The organism is Aeromonas sp. PS2Canimalfood6 (assembly GCF_048276795.1).
Classification (GTDB): Bacteria; Pseudomonadota; Gammaproteobacteria; order Enterobacterales; family Aeromonadaceae; genus Aeromonas; species Aeromonas caviae.
Genome location: NZ_JBLUXC010000038.1, coordinates 13,545 through 32,807 on the forward strand (window position 1 = coordinate 13,545; position 19,263 = coordinate 32,807).

The window sequence follows — 19,263 nt, forward strand, 5'->3', positions numbered from 1 at the left end:
TTCGTGCAAAGAAAAACCCCGGGCAAGCCCGGGGTTTGTATCATGACAACTTATTTGGCCGGGACATCGTTCGCCTTGTCGATGTCACTCAGAGGTGCACTGCCCTCTTCAGTCGGCGCCTTGGCCTCCGGCCCGTTGTTCACGCTGGCACCACCTTGCGGGGTGTCACCATGCTCATCATGCCAGTTGCTGGGAGCACGGACCTCGCGACGCGCCATCAGATCATCGATCTGCTTGGCATCGATGGTCTCGTACTTCATCAATGCATCTTTCATGGTGTGCAGCACATCCATGTTGTCCAGCAGGATCTGCTTGGCACGATCGTAGTTGCGATCGATGACCTGCTTGACCTCTGCATCGATGATGCGGGCGGTATCGTCAGACATGTGCTTGGCCTTGGCCATGCTGCGGCCGAGGAAGACTTCACCATCCTCTTCTGCGTAAAGCATGGGGCCGAGACGCTCGGACATGCCCCACTGGGTGACCATCTTGCGAGCGATGTCGGTGGCACGTTCGATGTCGTTGGATGCACCGGTCGATACCTTCTCGGCACCGTAGATCAACTCTTCCGCCAGACGACCGCCATACAGGCTGGAGATCATGGACTCCAGATGCTGCTTGGAGTGGCTCCAGCGATCCTGCTCCGGCAAGTACATGGTCACACCCAGCGCACGGCCGCGCGGAATGATGGAGACCTTGTAGACAGGGTCATGATCCGGCACCACGCGACCAATGATGGCGTGACCCGCTTCGTGATAGGCCGTCATCTCCTTCTCGGACTCTTTCATCACCATGGAGCGACGTTCCGCCCCCATCATGATCTTGTCCTTCGCCTTTTCGAACTCCAGCATGGAGACCACTCGGCGGCTCTCGCGAGCAGAGAAGAGGGCAGCCTCGTTCACCAGGTTGGCCAGATCGGCACCGGAGAAACCAGGGGTACCACGGGCAATCAGCGCCGGATTGACGTCATCCGCCAGCGGTACCTTGCGCATGTGCACTTTCAGGATCTGCTCACGACCGCGAACATCCGGCAAGCCGACCACGACCTGGCGGTCGAAACGACCTGGACGCAGCAGCGCAGGATCCAGTACGTCGGGACGGTTGGTGGCGGCGATGACGATGATGCCCTCATTGCCTTCAAAACCATCCATTTCAACCAGCATCTGGTTCAGGGTCTGCTCACGTTCGTCGTGACCACCACCCAGACCGGCGCCACGCTGGCGACCGACCGCATCGATCTCATCAATGAAGATGATGCAGGGGGAGGATTTCTTGGCCTGTTCGAACATGTCACGCACCCGGGAGGCACCGACACCCACGAACATTTCCACGAAGTCCGAACCTGAAATGGTGAAGAACGGCACCTTGGCCTCGCCTGCAATGGCTTTGGCCAGCAGGGTCTTACCGGTACCGGGAGGACCTACCAACAGGACGCCGGTCGGGATCTTGCCACCCAGCTTCTGGAATTTGGTCGGGTCACGCAGATAGTCGACCAGCTCCTTGACCTCTTCCTTTGCCTCGTCACAACCAGCTACGTCGGCGAAGGTAGTCTTGATCTGATCTTCGCTCATCAGGCGAGCCTTGCTCTTGCCGAACGACATGGCACCCTTGCCGCCGCCGCCCTGCATCTGACGCATGAAGAAGACCCAGACACCGATCAGCAACAGCATCGGGAACCAGGAGATGAAGATGGACGTGATCAGAGATGGTTCTTCCGGCTTCTCACCCATCACTTTGACGTTATGGTTGAGCATGTCGTTGAGCAGTTGGGGATCCGGCGCAGGAATGATGGTGGTGAAACGTTCACCGGTGCGCTTGACGCCATTGATGACCTTGCCATCCATCCGCACTTCACGGATCTGCTCCTGGGTCACTTCTTTCACGAAGCTGGAATAGTCCAGCTGGCGACTGGTGGTATCGCTGGGGCTGAAGCTATTGAACACCGACATCAGCACGACGGCGATGACCAGCCACAGGATTAGGTTTTTCGCCATGTCACTCAAATCAATGACCTCGCAGACTGACAGTTAACGATGAGGGTTAGGGTACTACAGTTTAAAACCGGTAGCCACAATGTAGACTTCTCGTGAACGAGCACGGGACGAGTCTGGTTTTCGAATCTTGACGACAGAGAAAAGTCTACGTATTTCATTGAGATAGGCATCAAACCCCTCCCCCTGGAACACCTTGACTACAAAACTGCCATTACTGCTCAGGACCTGATTGCACATGTCCAGCGCCAGTTCCACCAGGTACATGGCACGGGCCTGATCCACCTGCTGGGTGCCGCTCATGTTGGGCGCCATGTCCGACATGACGACATCCACCTTGTCGGGGCCGACTCGCTCCAGCAAGGCGCCGAGTACAGTTTCCTCCCGAAAGTCCCCTTGCAGGAAATCGACACCGGCAATGGAATCCATCGGCAAAATATCACACGCAATGACGCGCCCCTTGTCACCGACCTGGTCGATAGCAAATTGGGACCAGCCACCGGGAGCAGCCCCCAGGTCCACTACCGTCATCCCCGGCTTGAGCAGCCGGTCTTTGCCCTGGATCTCGTCGATCTTGAAAACGGCGCGAGAGCGCAGTCCCAACTTCTGGGCTTTCTTGACGTATTGGTCGTCGAAATGTTCTTTTAACCAGCGGGTTGAACTGGGGGAACGTTTTTTCTGGGTCATGATTGTCGACTTTAAAAAACCACAAGGGTTATTAGTATTAAGGGCTAAGTGGGGGTAGAATACGCCCCTTTCAACCCTGACTTATGAAGAAATTGCCATGATTCTCAACAATAAACAGAAACAGTACCTCAAGGGCCTGGCCCACAGTCTGAAGCCGGTCGTCCTGCTGGGACAACACGGTCTGACCGAAGGGGTGCTGGCCGAGATCGATCTGGCGCTGAACCACCACGAGCTGATCAAGGTTAAGGTTGCGTCTGAAGATCGTGAGATGAAACAGCTGGTGATGGATGCCATCGTTCGCGAGACCGGCGCCATCAAGGTACAGAGCATGGGCCATGTACTGACCATCTACCGTCAGGCCAAAGAGCCCAAGATCCAGTTGCCGCGCAAGTAACAGGAAAGAGCATTCGCTCTTTCCTTCATTTCCCTTCTTCCCAAGTCGCTTGCCAAAATAGTTGCCAGGCCCTTAACCTGCGATGAATAGCCGTGGACACCCACTATGGACAAGCATCAGCTCCTCACCGATGAAGAACTGGCCATGCTGCGGGACCTGGGAAACGATGAAGACATTGCCACCAGCCAATACCTGCGCGGCCCCCTGCCCCTTCCTCTCCAAAGCCTGTTGCAGCGAGCCAAGCCCCTGACACTCGAAGCCCGCATCGCCGGCTACCAATTGCGTTTCCCGCTCCACTGCACCCAGGCAGAGGAGGGCCACGCCGAGCTGCGCATCGCCGCGCCGACCATTACCGAGCTGGGTTCGCCCCATCTGCGCGCCTGGCGACTCGACGAAAAGGCCGTGCTCTGCACCGAAGACGCGGAGTACGAGGTATACAGCCTCTCCCTTGGCGGTCTCATCGTGGCTGGCTTGCCGGACGCCTTTGCCAAGGGAGATCCACTTGGCGGATACCTTCGCATCGAGGATCTCCCTCCCTTGGCCATGACAGGCACCCTCGTCAGGCACGTGGATGCCAATCCACATCGCCATGACTGGGCCGTCCAGTTCCGGCTGGGCAAGGAGGATCAGGAACAATTGCGGGACTGGCTCTTCCAGCGCCACCAGGACGCCTTCGTCCAGGCCTATCAGGGTGACTAAAGACAACAGGGGAGCCCGGCTCCCCTGTCTCTTTCCCCGACGTTCAATCAGAGATAGGCAACTTCCAGGATCTCGTACTCCACATCGCCACCCGGCGTCTTGACGATGGCAACGTCATCCACTTCCTTGCCGATCAGGGCGCGGGCAATGGGGGAGTTCACGGAAATCATGTTCTGCTTGATGTCCGCCTCGTCGTCTCCCACGATGCGGTAGACCACTTCCTCTTCCGTTTCACTTTTGAGCAGGGTCACGGTTGCGCCGAAGATGACGCGGCCATTGTTGGCAATCTTGGTGACATCGATAATCTGGGCATTGGAGAGCTTGCCTTCAATTTCCTGAATGCGGCCTTCACAGAAACCCTGCTGCTCGCGGGCGGCATGGTATTCGGCATTTTCTTTCAGATCGCCATGTTCACGGGCATCAGCAATCGCTTCGATAATCTGGGGACGCAGCTCGGTCTTGAGATAATCGAGCTCTTGACGCAGCTTTTCAGCGCCGCGAACAGTCATCGGAGTATGATTCATAGTCGAAACCTGGGTTGCTTTATAAAGAGAAGCTGCGGCAATCAAAAGAGAGCCGCAGCTGTCGGTTCGGATGGGGCATCTTAATATGAAGCCGCCACAAAATCCATGTCAGCCCCTGCGAGCGGGATCCCGCTTTGGGCCAGCGTTACTTGGATTCCGAGACGCCAAGCGGAGCCGACACCGTCGGTTTGCCCTGCATGATGGCGATCTCGACACGTCGGTTCATGCGCCGATTCTCCGGGCTGTTGTTGGGCACCAGCGGCTGTGAATCCGCCATCCCTTGCACCACCAGACGATTGCCGTCAAAACCGGGCACCTTGATCATCTGGTGGGCAACCGCCACCGCCCGCTGGGATGAAAGCTCCCAGTTGGACTGGAACAACTCGTCCTCGGTGGCCACATTGTCGGTGTGGCCGGAGACGGTGATCTCCCCCGGCACATCCTTGAGCAGCGCAGCCACCTTGCGGATCACCGGCCAGAACTGGGGTTGCAGGAAGGCGGATCCCGCCGGGAACGCCGCTTTCTCGCGAATGCGAATGATGATCTGCTGACCCAGCGCCTCTATCTCGATGGCCCCATCCTGGATCTGGGCCTGCATCTGCTCCGCCAGTGCCTTGGCCAGGGTGTTGGACTGTTCCTGCGCCTTCTGGGCCTCCTGGGCGGTATCGCCACCGCTCTGCTGGCCTTCGGTCTTGTCATGTCCACCCGCCTTGTCCGCATCCCCAGGCTGGAAATCCAGCTCGGTCTGGGTCATGTCGATGGTCTGCTGCATGATGGTGTCAATAGGCGTCGGCTCGGGGCGACCAGGACGAAACTCCTGGGCGATGACCGAGGTTCCCTTGGGGATATCCTTGACCTCCAGGATGTTCTGTACCCCGAACGCCTTCTCCATGGAACCGGCGATCTGCTTGAACTTCTGCACATCCATCTCGGCAAAGGAGAGCAAAAGCACGAAGAAGCACATCAGCAGAGACATGAGATCCGCGAAGGTTCCCATGTAACCGGGCAATCCGGGAGGCGGGCACTTGCACTTTGCCATCTGTGCGCTCCTATTCGGTCCCGTTGTTGCGTTTGGACTGATTCAGGTAGTTCTGCAACATGGCCTGGATCACCCTCGGGTTCTGTCCATCCTGGATCCCCATGATGGCGTCGAGGATCAGGGTGCGACTCAACTGTTCCTCGCCACTGCGCAGTTCCAGCTTGTCCGCGATGGGGATGGCAATCATGTTGGCCTCGATGGCGCCATACAGGGTCGTCAGCAAGGCCACCGCCATGGCCGGACCGATGGATTTGGGGTCGCTCATGTTGGCCAGCATGGCCACCAACCCCACCAGGGTACCGATCATGCCCATGGCCGGACCGAGATCCCCCAGGGAGCGGAACACCTTGATGGCCGTGGCGTGACGCTCGGACGTCAGTTCGATGTCCTTCTCCATCACCGCACGCACCACGTCGGCATCATGGCCGTCCACCAGCATGTCGATGCCCTTCTTCATGAAGGTATTGGGGATCTCCGCCGCCTCCAGAGCCAGAAAGCCCCCCTTGCGGGCCGCATCCGCCAGTTCCACCGCCTTGGTGATGAGATCGTCGAGCTTGTCCCCCTTGTACATGAAGGCCTTGCCCGCGACCTTGAAGGCCATCAGAAACTGACCGAGGTTGAACTTCATCATGCAGATGAACACGGACCCCAGTATGGTGATGTAGACCGATGGCATGTCCACATACATGCTCATGGGGCCGCCCAGCAACATGCCGTACACCACGACCCCGAACCCCAGCACTAAGCCTATCAGACTCCCTAAATCCACATCCCTACTCCTGTCGCCGAACGTGCCGTCTAATTATATTGCGTTGAATTTTCTGCTATTGCGCCCCCGGCAGCAAGCCCGGTACACCGCAATCGCCGATCGGCAATGCGTGGTTGCATGCCCGTTCTTATCGGCCATGGTCAGGATAGTTTGAGGACGCCGCGTTTTTCTGCCTCCCCCCTGTGGCCGGTCGATGTTAAGATGAGCCGTTTTTTTCAATCCCCGAGGATGGACATGGCCAGTAAAAAAATCGACCGTCTGAGTTTTGATGCCACCCTGGAAGAGCTGGAAACCATAGTGCATCAACTCGAACAGGGCTCGCTCCCCCTCGAGGAGGCACTCAAACAATTCGAACAGGGCATCCATCTGGTGCGCGCCGGCCAGCAGAAGCTGGAACAGGCCGAGCAGAAGATCCAGATCCTCCTGACCCAGGCCGATGGCAGCGAGCAAGCGGTCCCCTTTCGAGCAGAACAAGGAGAGGAGTGAGTGACCCTGGACGATTTCTCCCGCCTGCATCGGCGCCGCATCGACGACTGCCTCTCGGCACAGCTTGACGCCCTGCCCGCCATGGCGCCACGTCTGCGGGACGCGATGAAATACGGCCTGCTGCTCGGTGGGAAACGGGTGCGCCCCTTCCTGGTCTATGCCGTCGGCGAGATGCTGGGCGTCAAGAGCGAACTGCTGGATGGCCCCGCCGCCGCCGTGGAGTGCATTCACGCATACTCCCTCCTGCACGACGACCTGCCCGCCATGGATGACGACGACCTGCGTCGTGGTCAGCCCACCGTACACAAGGCCTTCGATGAAGGCACAGCCATCCTGGCGGGCGATGCCCTGCAGACCCTGGCGTTTTCCATTCTGGCCGACCACCCCATGCCCGATACATTGATGGCCAACCGGGTGCGGATGCTGAGTGCCCTGGCCCGCGCGTCCGGCTATCTAGGCATGTGCGGCGGTCAGGCACTGGATCTGGACGCCGAAGGGCGCCGGATCAGCCTCGCCGAGCTGGAGCAGGTGCACCGCCACAAGACAGGGGCCCTCATCGAGTGCGCCGTGACCCTCGGCGCCCTGTGCAAGGCTGACGTGGAACCCGCCACCCTCACCGCCCTGCAAACCTATGCCGCCGCCATCGGACTCGCCTTCCAGGTGCAGGACGACATCCTCGACATCACGGGCGATACCGCCACCCTGGGCAAGCCGCAAGGCTCGGATCTGGCGCTGGAAAAGAGTACCTATCCGGCCCTGCTCGGACTCGACAATGCCCGTGAGCTGGCTCGCGAACTGCATGACAAGGCCTTAACAGCCCTGCAATCCTTGCCCTACAATACCGACATTCTGGAAGCGTTTGCCGATTACATCATCGAGCGAACCCACTAAACGCTGGATAACAGTAACAATATGAGCGTTGATATTAGCGATTTCCCCAACCTGGCCCTCGCGGACACGCCGGTCGATTTGCGATCCCTCCCCTTCGAGCGGCTGCCCGTGGTGTGCAACGAGCTGCGCGAGTATCTGCTGCGCTCGGTGAGCCGCTCCAGCGGCCACTTCGCCTCCGGCCTTGGCACCGTCGAGCTGACGGTCGCCCTGCACTATGTCTACAACACTCCCTTCGATCGGCTGGTGTGGGACGTGGGTCACCAGGCCTATCCCCACAAGATCCTGACCGGACGACGGGAGCGCATTCACACCATTCGCCAGAAAGATGGCCTGCACCCCTTCCCCTGGCGGGAAGAGAGCGAGTACGACGTGCTCAGCGTGGGCCACTCCAGCACCTCCATCGGGGCGGCGCTCGGGATGGCGGTGGCGGCGGAGAGCGAAGGGCTTGGCCGCAAGGTGGTCGCGGTCATCGGTGATGGCGCCATCACCGCCGGCATGGCCTTCGAGGCCCTGAATCACGCCGGCGACGTCCACAAGGACATGCTGGTGGTGCTCAACGACAACGAGATGTCCATCTCCGAGAACGTGGGGGCCCTGAACAATCACCTCGCCAGGCTGATGTCCGGCAAGCTCTACACCACGATTCGCGAGGGGGGCAAGAAGGTGCTGGCGGGTCTGCCGCCGGTCAAGGAGCTCGCCAAGCGGGCCGAGGAGCACCTCAAGGGCATGGTGGTACCGGGTACCTTGTTCGAGGAGTTCGGCTTCAACTACATCGGCCCCATCGACGGTCACGACATCCATGCCCTGGTCGAAACCCTGCGCAACATGCGCAACCTCAAGGGTCCCCAGCTGCTGCACGTCAAGACCAAGAAGGGCAAGGGCTACGAGCCGGCGGAAAAAGATCCCATCGGCTATCACGCCGTCCCCAAATTCAACCCGGATGACTGTGCCCTGCCCAAGAGCGCCGGTGGCAAACCCACCTTCTCCGCCATCTTCGGTCAGTGGCTGTGCGATATCGCCGCCAAGGATGAGCGCGTGGTCGGCATCACTCCCGCCATGCGCGAAGGCTCCGGTCTGGTGAAATTCAGCCAGCAATATCCGGATCGCTACTTCGATGTGGCCATCGCCGAGCAACATGCGGTCACCTTCGCCGCCGGTCTCGCCATCGCCGACCAGAAACCCGTGGTCGCCATCTATTCGAGCTTCCTGCAGCGGGCCTATGACCAGCTGATCCACGACGTGGCGCTGCAGAACCTGCCGGTGCTCTTCGCCATCGACCGGGCCGGTCTGGTGGGGGCCGACGGCCCGACCCATCAGGGTGCGTTCGACATCAGCTTCCTGCGCACCGTGCCCAACATGGTGGTGATGACCCCGTCCGACGAGAACGAGTGCCGCCAGATGCTCTACACCGGCTATCTGTGCAACGGGCCAGCGGCGGTGCGCTACCCCCGTGGCAGCGGCACCGGTATCCAGGCCGAGAGCGAGATGCAGGCCCTGCCCCTCGGCAAGGGACGTGTCGTTCGCGAGGGCAAGGGGACTGCCATCCTGGCATTCGGCACCCTGCTGCAACAGGCCAGAGCAGCCGCCGAGGCGCTGGATGCCACCCTGGTGGACATGCGCTTCGTCAAACCCATGGACGAGGCGCTGGTGCTCTCTCTGGCCGCCTCCCACGATCAGTTCGTCACCCTCGAGGACAACGCCATCATGGGCGGTGCAGGCTCTGCGGTGAACGAGCTGCTGATGGGCTGCAAGCAGTGCAAACCGGTGCTCAACCTCGGCCTGCCGGACCGCTTCATCGAGCAGGGCACCCAGGATGAGATCTACGCCCTGCTGGGGCTGGATGGCGCTGGCATTCAGGCCAGCATCGAGGCCTGGCTGCAAGCCTGACGCAAGTGCTTACTGCAATCACAAACAATAAATAAGGGCGCCTGATGGCGCCCTTTTTTGTTATTCACTGTGCCAGACCAACCCTGCTCACGCCCTGTCGCGAGAAGGCCGTCAACAAGGTTACAAGCCGCTCAGGAACCGAGACATACATGAGCACTCCTGATTCCACATAAGCGAGCAGCACATGAGCCTTGATCACGGCCTCGCAGCCAGTTCGTGGAGAGGTTTATCAGCCCTTGTAGATCTTCGGGTTGAACACATCCCGCAGCCAGTCACCCAGCAGGTTGATCACCAGCACCAGCACCACCAGGCAGAGGCCCGGGAAGGCGGTGATCCACCAGGAGCCGGAGAAGATGTAGTTGAAGCCCACGCTGATGAGCGACCCCAGGGACGGTTGATCAACCGGCATCCCCAGACCCAGGAAGGAGAGGGCCGCCTCGCTCATGATGGCGTTCGCCACCTGCACGGTGGAGATGACCAGGATGGGTGACAGGCAGTTCGGCAGAATGTGGCGGAACATGATGCGCGGGGCGCGGAACCCCATCACCTGAGCTGCTTCCACATACTCCTTCTTCTTCTCCGCCAGCACGGAGGCGCGTACCGTCCGGGCATACTGGGGCCACTCGGCGATACCGATGATCACCACCAGCATCAGGATGGCGAACTTCGAGTAGAACTCGGAGCCAAAGGTCGCCTGGAAGATGGCGGAGATGATGATCGCCACCATCATGGTGGAGAACGACAGCTGCACATCGGCAAAGCGCATCAGCAGGTTGTCGATGCGACCACCAAAGTAACCGGCCATCAGACCGATGACGATACCGAGCACCAGCTGCAGCCCCACCGCGAACAGACCAATGGTCAGGGAGATGCGGGCGCCATAGAGGATGGTGCTCCAGATGTCGCGTCCCTGGTTGTCGGTCCCGAGCCAGAAGCGGGCCTCGCCCCCTTCCAGCCAGGAGGGGGGCAGCTCCGCATCCATCAGATCGAAGCTGGTCTGGTCATAGACGTTGTGCGGTGCGATCCAGGGTGCCAGCAGGGCCGCCAGCACGAAGACCACAAACACCGCAAAGCTGAACATGGCTACCTTGTCCCGCAGGAAGTAGTAGACGATGTCGGAATTTTTGAAGCGTGCCCAACGACTCGGGCTCGCAGTCACTGCGTTACTCATGTGCTTACCCCTTGGCGGTCAGGTTGACGGTCGGGTTGATCAACCCGTAGAGCAGGTCGACCAGGGTATTGGTCACCACGAAGATCAGGCCGACGAAGATGACGTAGGCGGTGATCAGCGGCGTATCGACCCGGTGGATCGCCTCAAGGAACAGGAAGCCGGTCCCCGGCCACTGGAACACGCTCTCGGTCAGGATGGTGTAGGCCACCATAGTCCCGATCTGCACACCGCCCACCGTGATGACCGGCAGCATGGTGTTCTTCAGGGCGTGCTGGTAGTAGACCTTGTTGTTGTCCAGCCCCTTGGCACGGGCAAACTTGACGTACTCGGAGGAGAGCTGCTCCAGCATCTCCGAGCGCACCAGCCGGATGAACAGCGGCAGCATGATGGAGGAGAGGGAGACAGCTGGCAGCACCAGGTGCAGGATACCGTCCCAGGTGAAGAAGCCCGACTCCCAGCCCAGCAGGTTGTAAGTCTCGCCACGGCCATAGGCCGGCAGCCAGCCCAGCTGGATGGAGAAGAGGTACATCAGCATGATGGCGGTCAGGAAGACCGGGATCGAGATGCCGATGCTGCTCACCGCCATGATGACCTTGGTGAGGATGCTGCGCGGTCTTATCGCCGAATAAACCCCCAGCGGAATGGAGACCACGACGATGATGAGCGCGGCGGCAAACACCAGCTCAAGGGTAGCCACCAGCTTGTCGAGGATAACCTCGAGGGCTGGTCGCTTGAAGAAATAGGAAGTGCCCAGATCCCCGTGTACCGCGTTCTTCAAGAAGCGGCTGTATTTCACGAGGAAGGGATCATTGAGTCCCATCTTGTCGCGCAGCTCCTGGCGCACGGACTCGGAGACGGATTGTCCCACCAGCTCGCGCAGCGGATCCCCCAGGTTGTCCTGGATGGAGAAGGCGACCAGGCTGATGACGAACATCACTATCACGGCCTGATAGAACCGTTTCAGCAGGAATGTAAACATGCTTGTCCTTCTACGTGGCCTGTGTCTTGGCACAGGCTTCTGTTAATGGCGGGGCAACCATGGGTGCCCCGCCGGGTCCTTCCTTAAACGCTTCGCTTACTTGTTGACCACCAGGTCACCCAGATAAGGGAAGTTCATCACGTTGACCACCGGCTTGATGTCGACGTTCTTCTTGGCACCGTAGGCCAGGTCTTCCCAGTGCAGCGGCACATAGGCAGCGTCGTCGATCAGCATGGCTTCCACCTTCTGCAGGATGGCGGCACGCTTGGCAGGATCGGTCTCGGTGTTGGCTTCCATCACCATCTTGTCAGCTTCCGCGTTGGCATAACCGCCGCAGTTGTACTGACCCATGCCGGTCTTGGCATCCTTGGTGAAGGTCAGGAACTCGAAGAAGTTCGCACTGTCTTCGGTGTCGGAGTGCCAGCCGATCAGCTGCATGTCAGCGGCGCACTTGTCAAACTCCGGCCAGTACTGGGCCACCGGCATGGTCTTCAGATCCACCTTGATGTTGATCTTGGACAGCATGGCGGAGACGGCCTGGGCAATCTTGACGTCGTTGACGTAGCGGGCAGCCGGGGAGATGAAGCTCATCTTGAAGCCCTTCTCGTAACCGGCTTCCTTCATCAGCTCCTTGGCCTTGGCCAGATCATACTGGGGCTTGAGCGCCTCGTTGTAGCCTGCATAGCCTTTCGGGCTCAGCTGGCCGGCCGGGGTACCGAAGCCCTTGTTGATCTTGTCAACGATGCCCACCTGGTTGATGGCGTAGTTGATCGCCTGACGCACGCGCTTGTCTTTCAGCGCCGGGTTGGTGTTCTGGTTCAGCTCGATGATGATGGCACGGGTACCGGACAGGGTGACCAGCTGGGAATCCTTGCCGTTCTTCACGCGCTCCAGATCGTTCGGGGCAACCGGGTAGATCATGTCCACGTCTCCGCCCAGCAGGGCTGCAACACGGGTGGCGTCTTCCTTGATCGGTACCACGGTCAGGTTGTCGACGTTGCCCTTGGAGGCCTTGTCCCAGTAGTTGGCGTTGCGCACGTATTCCAGCTTCACGCCCTGCTCGCGGAACTTGACGCTGAACGGACCGGTACCGGAGACATTGGTAGAGGCGAAGGAGTCACCGTTCTTCACGATCTCGGCCTTGTCCTTGCCCGCCTCTGTCTTGCCGCTATAGAACTTGGAGTCCATCGGGAAGATGTAGGTGACGGTCTGCAGCACCAGCGGGAACGGCTTGGCGGTGACGAGATCCACGGTGAAATCATCCACCTTCTTGGCTTCGGCGATGGGGTCGAAGATCGCCTTGAAGTCCGGGGAGGCCTTCAGACGGTTGACGGTCCATACCACGTCATCGGCGGTGAAGTCGTTGCCGGAGTGGAACTTCACACCCTTGCGCAGGTGGAAACGGACGGTCTTGTCGTCGATGCGCTCATACTTCTCGGCCAGACGCGGCTCGAACTGCAGATCCTGGGTGTAACGCATCAGGGGGTCGAACACCAGGTGAGACATCTCCAGGGTCTGACCGGAGAGCTGCTCCTGCGGGTCCAGCGAGGTGGCGTCGGACGCGACGGCGACCTTGATGTCGGCAGCAGAAACGTTGAACGCGAGACCAGCGGCGAACAGCGCCATGGCGATCTTGGATAATCCTTTCTTCATGTCTTTCTCCATGCTTTTGGCTTTTTATTGACAGACAAACCGGCGAACCAGTGCTTTCCTAGCTTGCGATTTCCAGCCCCTCACGGGACATTCCCTTGAATTCCGGCATGAGGGAGATCAGCTTGCGGCTGTACTCATGCTCGGCATTGGTGAACAGTTTCTCGGTCTCGGCCACTTCCACCAGATGACCGTGCTGCATCACACCGATGCGGTCGCACATCTGGCGGATGACCGGCAGATCGTGACTGATGAACAGCATGGTGAGCCCAAGCTCCTGTTGCAAGTCTTTGAGCAGGTTGAGGATCTGGGCCTGCACCGAGACATCCAGCGCCGAGGTGGGCTCGTCGCAGATGAGGAAGCGCGGGCGAGTCGCCAGGGCGCGGGCAATGGAGATGCGCTGGCGCTGACCACCGGAGAACTCGTGGGGATACTTGACCCCGGCGCCGCGGCCCAGGCCCACGTGATCCAGCAGGTCCCCGACGATCTGCTCTATCTGCCGCTCGCTCTCGGCGAGGCGGTGGAAGCGGATCGGCTCGGCGATGATGTCACGCACCTTCATGCGCGGGTTCATCGAAGAGTACGGGTTCTGGAACACCATCTGCATCTGGCGGCGCAGGGGGCGACGCTCGTGCTCCCCTTTCAGGGCGGTGAGATCGATCCCCTCGAAGACAATCTTGCCGGTATCGGGCGGATAGAGCCCGGTGATGGCACGGGCGATGGTGGACTTGCCGGAGCCCGACTCCCCCACCAGACCGAAAGTCTCACCCTCGAAGATCTCGAAGCTGATGTTGTTGCAGGCGCGCACGTACTGGCGGCGGCTCGGGAAGATGGAATCCTTGGTGACGAACTTCAGATCCACGTTCTCCACCCGCAACAGCGCGCCTTCATAGGTGCGCTCGTCCTGACTCTGGCCGAGCCAGTGGGTCTTGAGATCGATGCTGGTATCCGCCGCACCGGCATCCTCGATATAGGAGACCAGGGGGAAGCGTACCAGCTTGACATCCGAGCGGGGAACCGCCGAGATGAGGCTGCGGGTATAGGGGTGATTGGGGCGGCCCAGCACCTGTTCCGTGGTGCCGAACTCCACCAGATCGCCGCGGTACATCACCGCCACCTTGTCGGTAACGTTGGAGACCACCCCCATGTCATGGGTCACCAGCATGCAGCCGACCTGGCGCTCTTTGCACAGGTTGCGGATGAGCTGGAGGATCTGATCCTGGATGGAGACGTCCAGCGCCGTGGTCGGCTCATCGGCGATGATGAGCTCGGGATCCCCGGAGAGGGCGATGGCGATCACTACCCGCTGGCGCATGCCACCGGAGAACTGGTGAGGATACTGCTTGATGCGCACGTCCGGGTTCGGGATCCCCACCGCCCCCATCAGCTCGAGGGCCTTGGCAAAGGCCGCCTCGCGGGACAGGTCGGTGTTGGCGAGGATGGTCTCCACCAGCTGCTGCTCCACGGTGAACAGCGGATTGAGGGAGGTCATGGGATCCTGGAAGATGAAACCGATGCGCGAGCCACGAATGGCCCGCATCTCGTTCTGGCTCTTGCCGGAGATGAGCTCGCCGTTGAGGTAGATGTCACCACGGGCGATGCGACCGGGCGGGCTCAACAGATCGATGACGGCGTTGCCGATGGTGGATTTGCCAGCGCCGGACTCACCGACGACGCCGACGATCTCGCCCTTTTCAACAGAAAAAGAGAGATCCTTGACCGCGGCAAGCACCCCGTAGCGGGAGGGGTACTCGATCCGCAAGTTTTTGACTTCAAGCAAGGACATGGTTACCTCTGCGGGGGACATCCGTCCCAAATAATTCGTCCGTAAATCAGCCGCAGATGCTGGTTGTGCCTTGGTACTGCTCGAGAGCCGTTTTTGTGTAATTAACGCTCAATCCATGAGGCAGCCAAACCAGCGATCCGGGCGGGTTTTTTGCATTTTTTTGGAATAACCCGCGAGTAAGTTAGTCGGTTTGCCCGCAGGTGTAAATGATCCAGTTATACAATTTCGCAATACTTTGCCCAGAGAATGCCGACACCCTGGGGTTAAAATGTCGATAAAAGTCACATTACCAGAGATTACGCTGGCAATGCGAGACCATCAACCAATTATGTTTCAACAAAATAGCAACAAACCATCTTATTCACTATCAGCATTATGCTGGCGAGCTTCGAATGAGTAGTGAATATTTATGTGAAATGATTTTTTGACGGCAGCATATCCGGAGTAAGGAAAAATAGGCAGAGCTAAATAGGGACAATGCAGAAGGATCAACCTGGGCCACAGGCCCGCCGGCACGGCAAGCCGGGAGGGATTGCATACAAAAAAACGCAGGCCCCTCAGGGCCTGCGTGTGCGGTATATCCGACCTCTTTGCAAGTGGAGAGGAGTGAAAAAACAGCGAGAGGGCGTTCGGGAGCCGCCTCCCCTCACCAGTGGGCAAGCAGTTGCATGCAGGCCAGGGCAAACAGGCCGGCGATGAGATCGTCCAGCATGATGCCAAGCCCGCCGTGAATGCGGCGATCGAACCAGGAGATGGGCCAGGGCTTGAGCACGTCGAATAGGCGAAACAGCACGAAACCCGCCATCACCCACTCCCAGCCGGCCGGGGCCGCAATCATGGTGACCCCGAATCCGATGACCTCGTCCCAGACGATAGCCCCGTGATCCGGCATCCCGATGGCGTCGGTGGCGCTCTGGCAGATGCGGATGCCCGCCACGAAACCCACCACCAGCAGGGCGATGAACCAGGAGGTCGGCAGCCCGCTCACCAACAGATAGAGCGGGATGGCTGCCAGGGTCCCCATGGTGCCCGGCGCCTGGGGGGAGAGGCCGGAGCCAAACCCAACCGCAAGGAAGTGGAGCGGGTTTTTAAGGTTCAGCCGCGTCAGCTCGGGCTTTATCTTGAAAGACATCATGCGAAGTGATCCCAGCCCTTGAGGTGCAGTTCGACGGGTTGTTCGTCCTGCAGGTAGTCGATACCAGGCTCCCCGGCCAGGATGCGACCGATGCGGGTGAACTTCACGCCACAATTGGCCAGCGCCGTATCTAGGGCGCCGTGATGCTCCTGGGGCACGGTGAAGCAGAGCTCGTAGTCGTCGCCCCCGGCCAGGGCCAGCTGCCAGGCATCCATGGCCGGCACTGCATCCTGCAACACGGGGGAGAGGGGCAGCAGATTGAGATCGATCTGGGCCCGCACGCCGGACGCCTTGAGGATGTGGCCGAGATCAGACGCCAGGCCGTCGGAGAGATCCAGGGCGCTGCTGGCCAGCCCGCGCAGGGCCTGACCGGCCAGGATGCGGGGATGGGGATGGTCGAGGCGCGGCAGCACGGCCGCCAGCTGGTTCTCGTTGAGGGTGCGCTTGCCCAGCAGGTGGGAGAGCGCCAGGGCGGCATCTCCCAGGGTACCGGTCACGTAGACCCCGTCACCGGCCTTGGCGCCGCTGCGCAGCAGGGCGCGACCTGCCGGGACCGATCCTTTCACCGAGACGGTGATGGAGAGGGGCCCGCGGGTCATGTCCCCCCCCACCAGCGCCACGTTGTAGTACTCGGCGAGCTCGAGGAACCCTTCGGCGAAACCGGCGACCCAGCGCTCGTTGATGGCGGGCAGGGTCAGGGCCAGGGAGACCCAGCGCGGCTCGGCACCCATGGCGGCCAGATCGGAGAGATTGACCGCCAGCGCCTTGTAGCCGAGATCCACCGGATCCATGTCGGGGAAGAAGTGCACGCCGCTCACCAGGGTGTCCGTGCTCACCGCCAACTGGGCGTCGGGGGGCAGGGTCAGCAGGGCACAGTCATCTCCAGGGCCCATCACCACGTCCTTGCGGGCGTGGGGGACCTTGAAGTACTTCTCAATCAGCTCAAATTCACCCATACAGTAAAAAGCCAGCAATAAGCTGGCTCCTCTCTTAATTGCTGACGGACAGCAGGATCAGCGCTTGGGCAGCGTCTTGATCACCTTGTCCAGGACGCCGTTGACAAACTTGTGGCTGTCATCGGCGGCGAAGGCTTTGGCCAGCTCGATCGCTTCGTTGATCACCACGCGCGGCGGCACATCTTCACGACGGGTCAGCTCGTAGGTCGCCAGACGCAGGATCGCCTTGTCCACCATGTCCACTTCTTCCAGCGGACGGGAGAGGAAAGGCGCGAACACCTTGTCCAGCTCGTTGCAGTGGACCGCAACCCCGAACAGCAGATCGCGGAAATAGTTCAGGTCCACACCCTTGGTGTCCTGATCGATCTTGAACTGCTCTTCGATGTCGCCCACGTTGGCCTGGGTCATCTGCCACTGGTAGATGGCCTGGGTGGCGCAATGGCGGGCCTTACGGCGCTCGGACGGTTTCAATGCATTTCTCCTCGTTACACGTCCAGTTGTTTCAGGACGTTGATCATTTCGAGCGCGCTCAGTGCAGCCTCTGCACCCTTGTTACCCGCCTTGGTACCGGCGCGTTCGATGGCTTGTTCAATGTTTTCGGTGGTCAGCACGCCGAAGGCAACGGGAATGTCGTATTCCATCATTACCTGGGCCAGACCCTTGCCGTTCTCGCTCGCTACCAGTTCGAAGTGGTAGGTACCGCCGCGGATGACGGTGCCGAGTGCGACGATGGCGTCGTATTGACCGCTCTTGGCCAGCTTCTTGGCCGCCAGGGGAATTTCGACGGCCCCCGGTACGCGCACCAGGGTCAGATTGCTCTCCTGGACCTGACCTTGACGCTTCAGCACGTCCAGCGCGCCGTTCACCAGGCTGTCATTGATGAAGCTGTTGAAACGGGCAACGACAATAGCAACACGCGCCTCGGGAGCGGCGATATTTCCTTCGATAATCTTCATTGGAAATCCTGTCTCTGTGCAATCAATTAGGGGCCGGGCTCAAAAGTGCACGCATTCTAGCACAACAGAGCCGCGACAAAAAACCATGGCCGCAACGGGCGGCCATGGTGATGAATTCAACCGTACGCAGCGCTTACTCGCCGACGTACTCCACCACTTCCAGACCAAAGCCACCGAGGGCATGGTACTTCTTGGGGGAGCTCAACAGGCGCATCTTGCCGACCCCCAGCGCCTTGAGGATCTGGGAACCGACGCCGACCCGGCGCGAGGTGCCCTGCCACTTGGCCCCTTCCGGTGCCAGCCCTTTGTCGGCGGCTTCAAAACCCTTGACCCTGGCCAGCAGCTCGGCGCCATGGGCTTCCGCCCCCAGGATCACCAGCACCCCGCCCTCGTCGGCGATGCGGGCCATGGATTTGGGCAGCGGCCAGCTGCGGGCGCTGTGGCGGTCGGTGAGCAGCAGATCGCTCAGCACGTCGTGCAGGTGCACCCGTACCAGGGTCGGCTGGTCGGCCTTCACGTCCCCTTTCTTCAGGGCGAAGTGCACCTGGTTGTCGATGGTGTCGCGGAAGGTGACGAGGTCGAACTCGCCGTATTCGGTGGGCAACTTGCACTCGGCCACTTTCTCTACCGTGGTCTCGTGCTGGTTGCGGTATTCGATAAGGTCGGCAATGGTGCCGAGCTTGATGCCGTGCTGCTCGGCGAAGATCTCGAGATCCGGGCGCCGGGCCATGGTGCCGTCTTCGTTGAGGATCTCGACGATGACGGAGGCAGGCTCGAAGCCAGCCAGCCGGGCCAGATCGCAGCCCGCTTCGGTGTGGCCGGCGCGGGTCAGCACACCGCCATCCTGCGCCATCAGCGGGAAGATGTGGCCGGGCTGCACCAGATCGGCGGCCTTGGCATGGGGCGCCACCGCGGCCTGCACGGTGACGGCGCGGTCGGAGGCGGAGATGCCAGTGGTCACCCCTTCCGCCGCCTCGATGGAGACGGTGAAGGCGGTGGAGAACTGGGCATTGTTGCGATCGACCATCAGCGGCAGCGCCAGCTGCTTGCAGCGATCCCGGGTCAGGGTCAGGCAGATGAGGCCACGACCGTAGCGCGCCATGAAGTTGATGTCTTCCGGGCGGACACAGGAGGCGGCCATGATCAGGTCCCCTTCGTTCTCCCTGTCTTCGTCATCCATCAGGATCACCATCTTGCCAGCCTTGATATCGGCAATGATTTCCTGGGTCGTGCTCAGCGCCATGGGCTACTCCATCAACATGC

General features: G+C 60.2%; 19 protein-coding genes. 5 read left to right on the plus strand and 14 right to left on the minus strand.

The features are described 5' to 3' along the window. Positions 1 to 50: 50 nt before the first annotated feature. Both ftsH and rlmE read right to left on the minus strand, forming a co-directional pair. A complete protein-coding gene (gene ftsH / locus ACNPAA_RS14795) occupies positions 51 to 2,003 on the minus strand; it encodes an ATP-dependent zinc metalloprotease FtsH (RefSeq protein WP_039040290.1) in 1,953 nt (650 codons plus the stop codon). Between the two features lie 45 nt (positions 2,004 to 2,048). After that, positions 2,049 to 2,678 carry a 23S rRNA (uridine(2552)-2'-O)-methyltransferase RlmE gene (rlmE, locus tag ACNPAA_RS14800; RefSeq protein ID WP_010675375.1) on the minus strand — a complete coding sequence of 210 codons (630 nt, stop codon included), beginning with the start codon at positions 2,676 to 2,678 and terminating at the stop codon, positions 2,049 to 2,051. Positions 2,679 to 2,775: 97 nt separating this feature from the next. Between rlmE and yhbY the strand changes: the two genes are divergently transcribed. Both yhbY and ACNPAA_RS14810 read left to right on the plus strand, forming a co-directional pair. Then, positions 2,776 to 3,072: a ribosome assembly RNA-binding protein YhbY gene (gene yhbY, locus ACNPAA_RS14805; RefSeq protein ID WP_010675376.1), complete on the plus strand. Its 297-nt coding sequence runs from the start codon at positions 2,776 to 2,778 to the stop codon at positions 3,070 to 3,072. 105 nt (positions 3,073 to 3,177) lie between these two features. Further along, positions 3,178 to 3,771: a PilZ domain-containing protein gene (locus ACNPAA_RS14810; protein WP_010675377.1), complete on the plus strand. Its 594-nt coding sequence runs from the start codon at positions 3,178 to 3,180 to the stop codon at positions 3,769 to 3,771. 47 nt (positions 3,772 to 3,818) lie between these two features. On the opposite strand, the gene greA is transcribed toward ACNPAA_RS14810, so the two are convergent. The 3 genes from greA to pomA form a co-directional block, all read right to left on the minus strand. Beyond that, a complete protein-coding gene (gene greA, locus ACNPAA_RS14815) occupies positions 3,819 to 4,295 on the minus strand; it encodes a transcription elongation factor GreA (RefSeq protein ID WP_010675378.1) in 477 nt (158 codons plus the stop codon). Between the two features lie 145 nt (positions 4,296 to 4,440). Beyond that, entirely contained in the window at positions 4,441 to 5,334 is an 894-nt protein-coding gene (locus ACNPAA_RS14820) for a flagellar motor protein MotB (protein WP_042878323.1), read from the minus strand. Between the two features lie 10 nt (positions 5,335 to 5,344). After that, the gene (pomA, locus tag ACNPAA_RS14825; RefSeq protein WP_029314770.1) at positions 5,345 to 6,103 is read right to left on the minus strand and encodes a flagellar motor protein PomA; all 759 of its coding nucleotides are present in this window, start codon (positions 6,101 to 6,103) and stop codon (positions 5,345 to 5,347) included. 234 nt (positions 6,104 to 6,337) lie between these two features. On the opposite strand from pomA, the gene xseB reads away from it, so the two are divergent. Genes xseB through dxs form a run of 3 tightly spaced genes read left to right on the plus strand, consistent with a single transcriptional unit; the run spans position 6,338 to position 9,367 of the window. Then, a complete protein-coding gene (gene xseB / locus ACNPAA_RS14830) occupies positions 6,338 to 6,589 on the plus strand; it encodes an exodeoxyribonuclease VII small subunit (RefSeq protein ID WP_010675381.1) in 252 nt (83 codons plus the stop codon). Continuing rightward, complete coding sequence (gene ispA / locus ACNPAA_RS14835; RefSeq protein ID WP_041215676.1) at positions 6,590 to 7,480, plus strand: (2E,6E)-farnesyl diphosphate synthase; 891 nt, start codon at positions 6,590 to 6,592, stop codon at positions 7,478 to 7,480. A gap of 21 nt (positions 7,481 to 7,501) precedes the next feature. Then, entirely contained in the window at positions 7,502 to 9,367 is a 1,866-nt protein-coding gene (gene dxs, locus ACNPAA_RS14840) for a 1-deoxy-D-xylulose-5-phosphate synthase (protein ID WP_417891843.1), read from the plus strand. Positions 9,368 to 9,596: 229 nt separating this feature from the next. Here the strand turns inward: dxs and ACNPAA_RS14845 are convergent, their stop codons facing one another. The 9 genes from ACNPAA_RS14845 to ribBA all read right to left on the minus strand — a co-directional run bounded on the left by ACNPAA_RS14845 (position 9,597) and on the right by ribBA (position 19,243). Continuing rightward, on the minus strand, positions 9,597 to 10,538 hold the full coding sequence (locus ACNPAA_RS14845) for an ABC transporter permease (protein ID WP_043153239.1): 942 nt from the start codon (positions 10,536 to 10,538) through the stop codon (positions 9,597 to 9,599). A 4-nt stretch (positions 10,539 to 10,542) separates the two neighbouring features. After that, complete coding sequence (locus ACNPAA_RS14850) at positions 10,543 to 11,517, minus strand: ABC transporter permease (protein WP_039040297.1); 975 nt, start codon at positions 11,515 to 11,517, stop codon at positions 10,543 to 10,545. A gap of 96 nt (positions 11,518 to 11,613) precedes the next feature. Next, positions 11,614 to 13,170 (minus strand): ABC transporter substrate-binding protein, encoded by a 1,557-nt coding sequence (locus ACNPAA_RS14855; RefSeq protein WP_161469848.1) that lies wholly within the window; start codon positions 13,168 to 13,170, stop codon positions 11,614 to 11,616. Positions 13,171 to 13,228: 58 nt separating this feature from the next. Further along, positions 13,229 to 14,953, minus strand: coding sequence for a dipeptide ABC transporter ATP-binding protein (locus ACNPAA_RS14860; protein ID WP_010675387.1), 1,725 nt, complete (start codon positions 14,951 to 14,953; stop codon positions 13,229 to 13,231). Between the two features lie 646 nt (positions 14,954 to 15,599). Beyond that, the gene (locus tag ACNPAA_RS14865) at positions 15,600 to 16,088 is read right to left on the minus strand and encodes a phosphatidylglycerophosphatase A (protein WP_201872030.1); all 489 of its coding nucleotides are present in this window, start codon (positions 16,086 to 16,088) and stop codon (positions 15,600 to 15,602) included. Continuing rightward, positions 16,085 to 17,044: a thiamine-phosphate kinase gene (thiL, locus tag ACNPAA_RS14870; RefSeq protein WP_043153245.1), complete on the minus strand. Its 960-nt coding sequence runs from the start codon at positions 17,042 to 17,044 to the stop codon at positions 16,085 to 16,087. The genes ACNPAA_RS14865 and thiL overlap by 4 nt, the downstream gene beginning before the upstream one ends. Before the next feature lie 57 nt (positions 17,045 to 17,101). Next, complete coding sequence (gene nusB, locus ACNPAA_RS14875; protein WP_010675390.1) at positions 17,102 to 17,515, minus strand: transcription antitermination factor NusB; 414 nt, start codon at positions 17,513 to 17,515, stop codon at positions 17,102 to 17,104. 14 nt (positions 17,516 to 17,529) lie between these two features. Beyond that, positions 17,530 to 18,000, minus strand: a complete 471-nt coding sequence (ribE, locus tag ACNPAA_RS14880; RefSeq protein WP_010675391.1) for a 6,7-dimethyl-8-ribityllumazine synthase — start codon at positions 17,998 to 18,000, stop codon at positions 17,530 to 17,532. Between the two features lie 133 nt (positions 18,001 to 18,133). Further along, on the minus strand, positions 18,134 to 19,243 hold the full coding sequence (gene ribBA, locus ACNPAA_RS14885) for a bifunctional 3,4-dihydroxy-2-butanone-4-phosphate synthase/GTP cyclohydrolase II (RefSeq protein ID WP_257707346.1): 1,110 nt from the start codon (positions 19,241 to 19,243) through the stop codon (positions 18,134 to 18,136). Positions 19,244 to 19,263 lie beyond the last annotated feature (20 nt).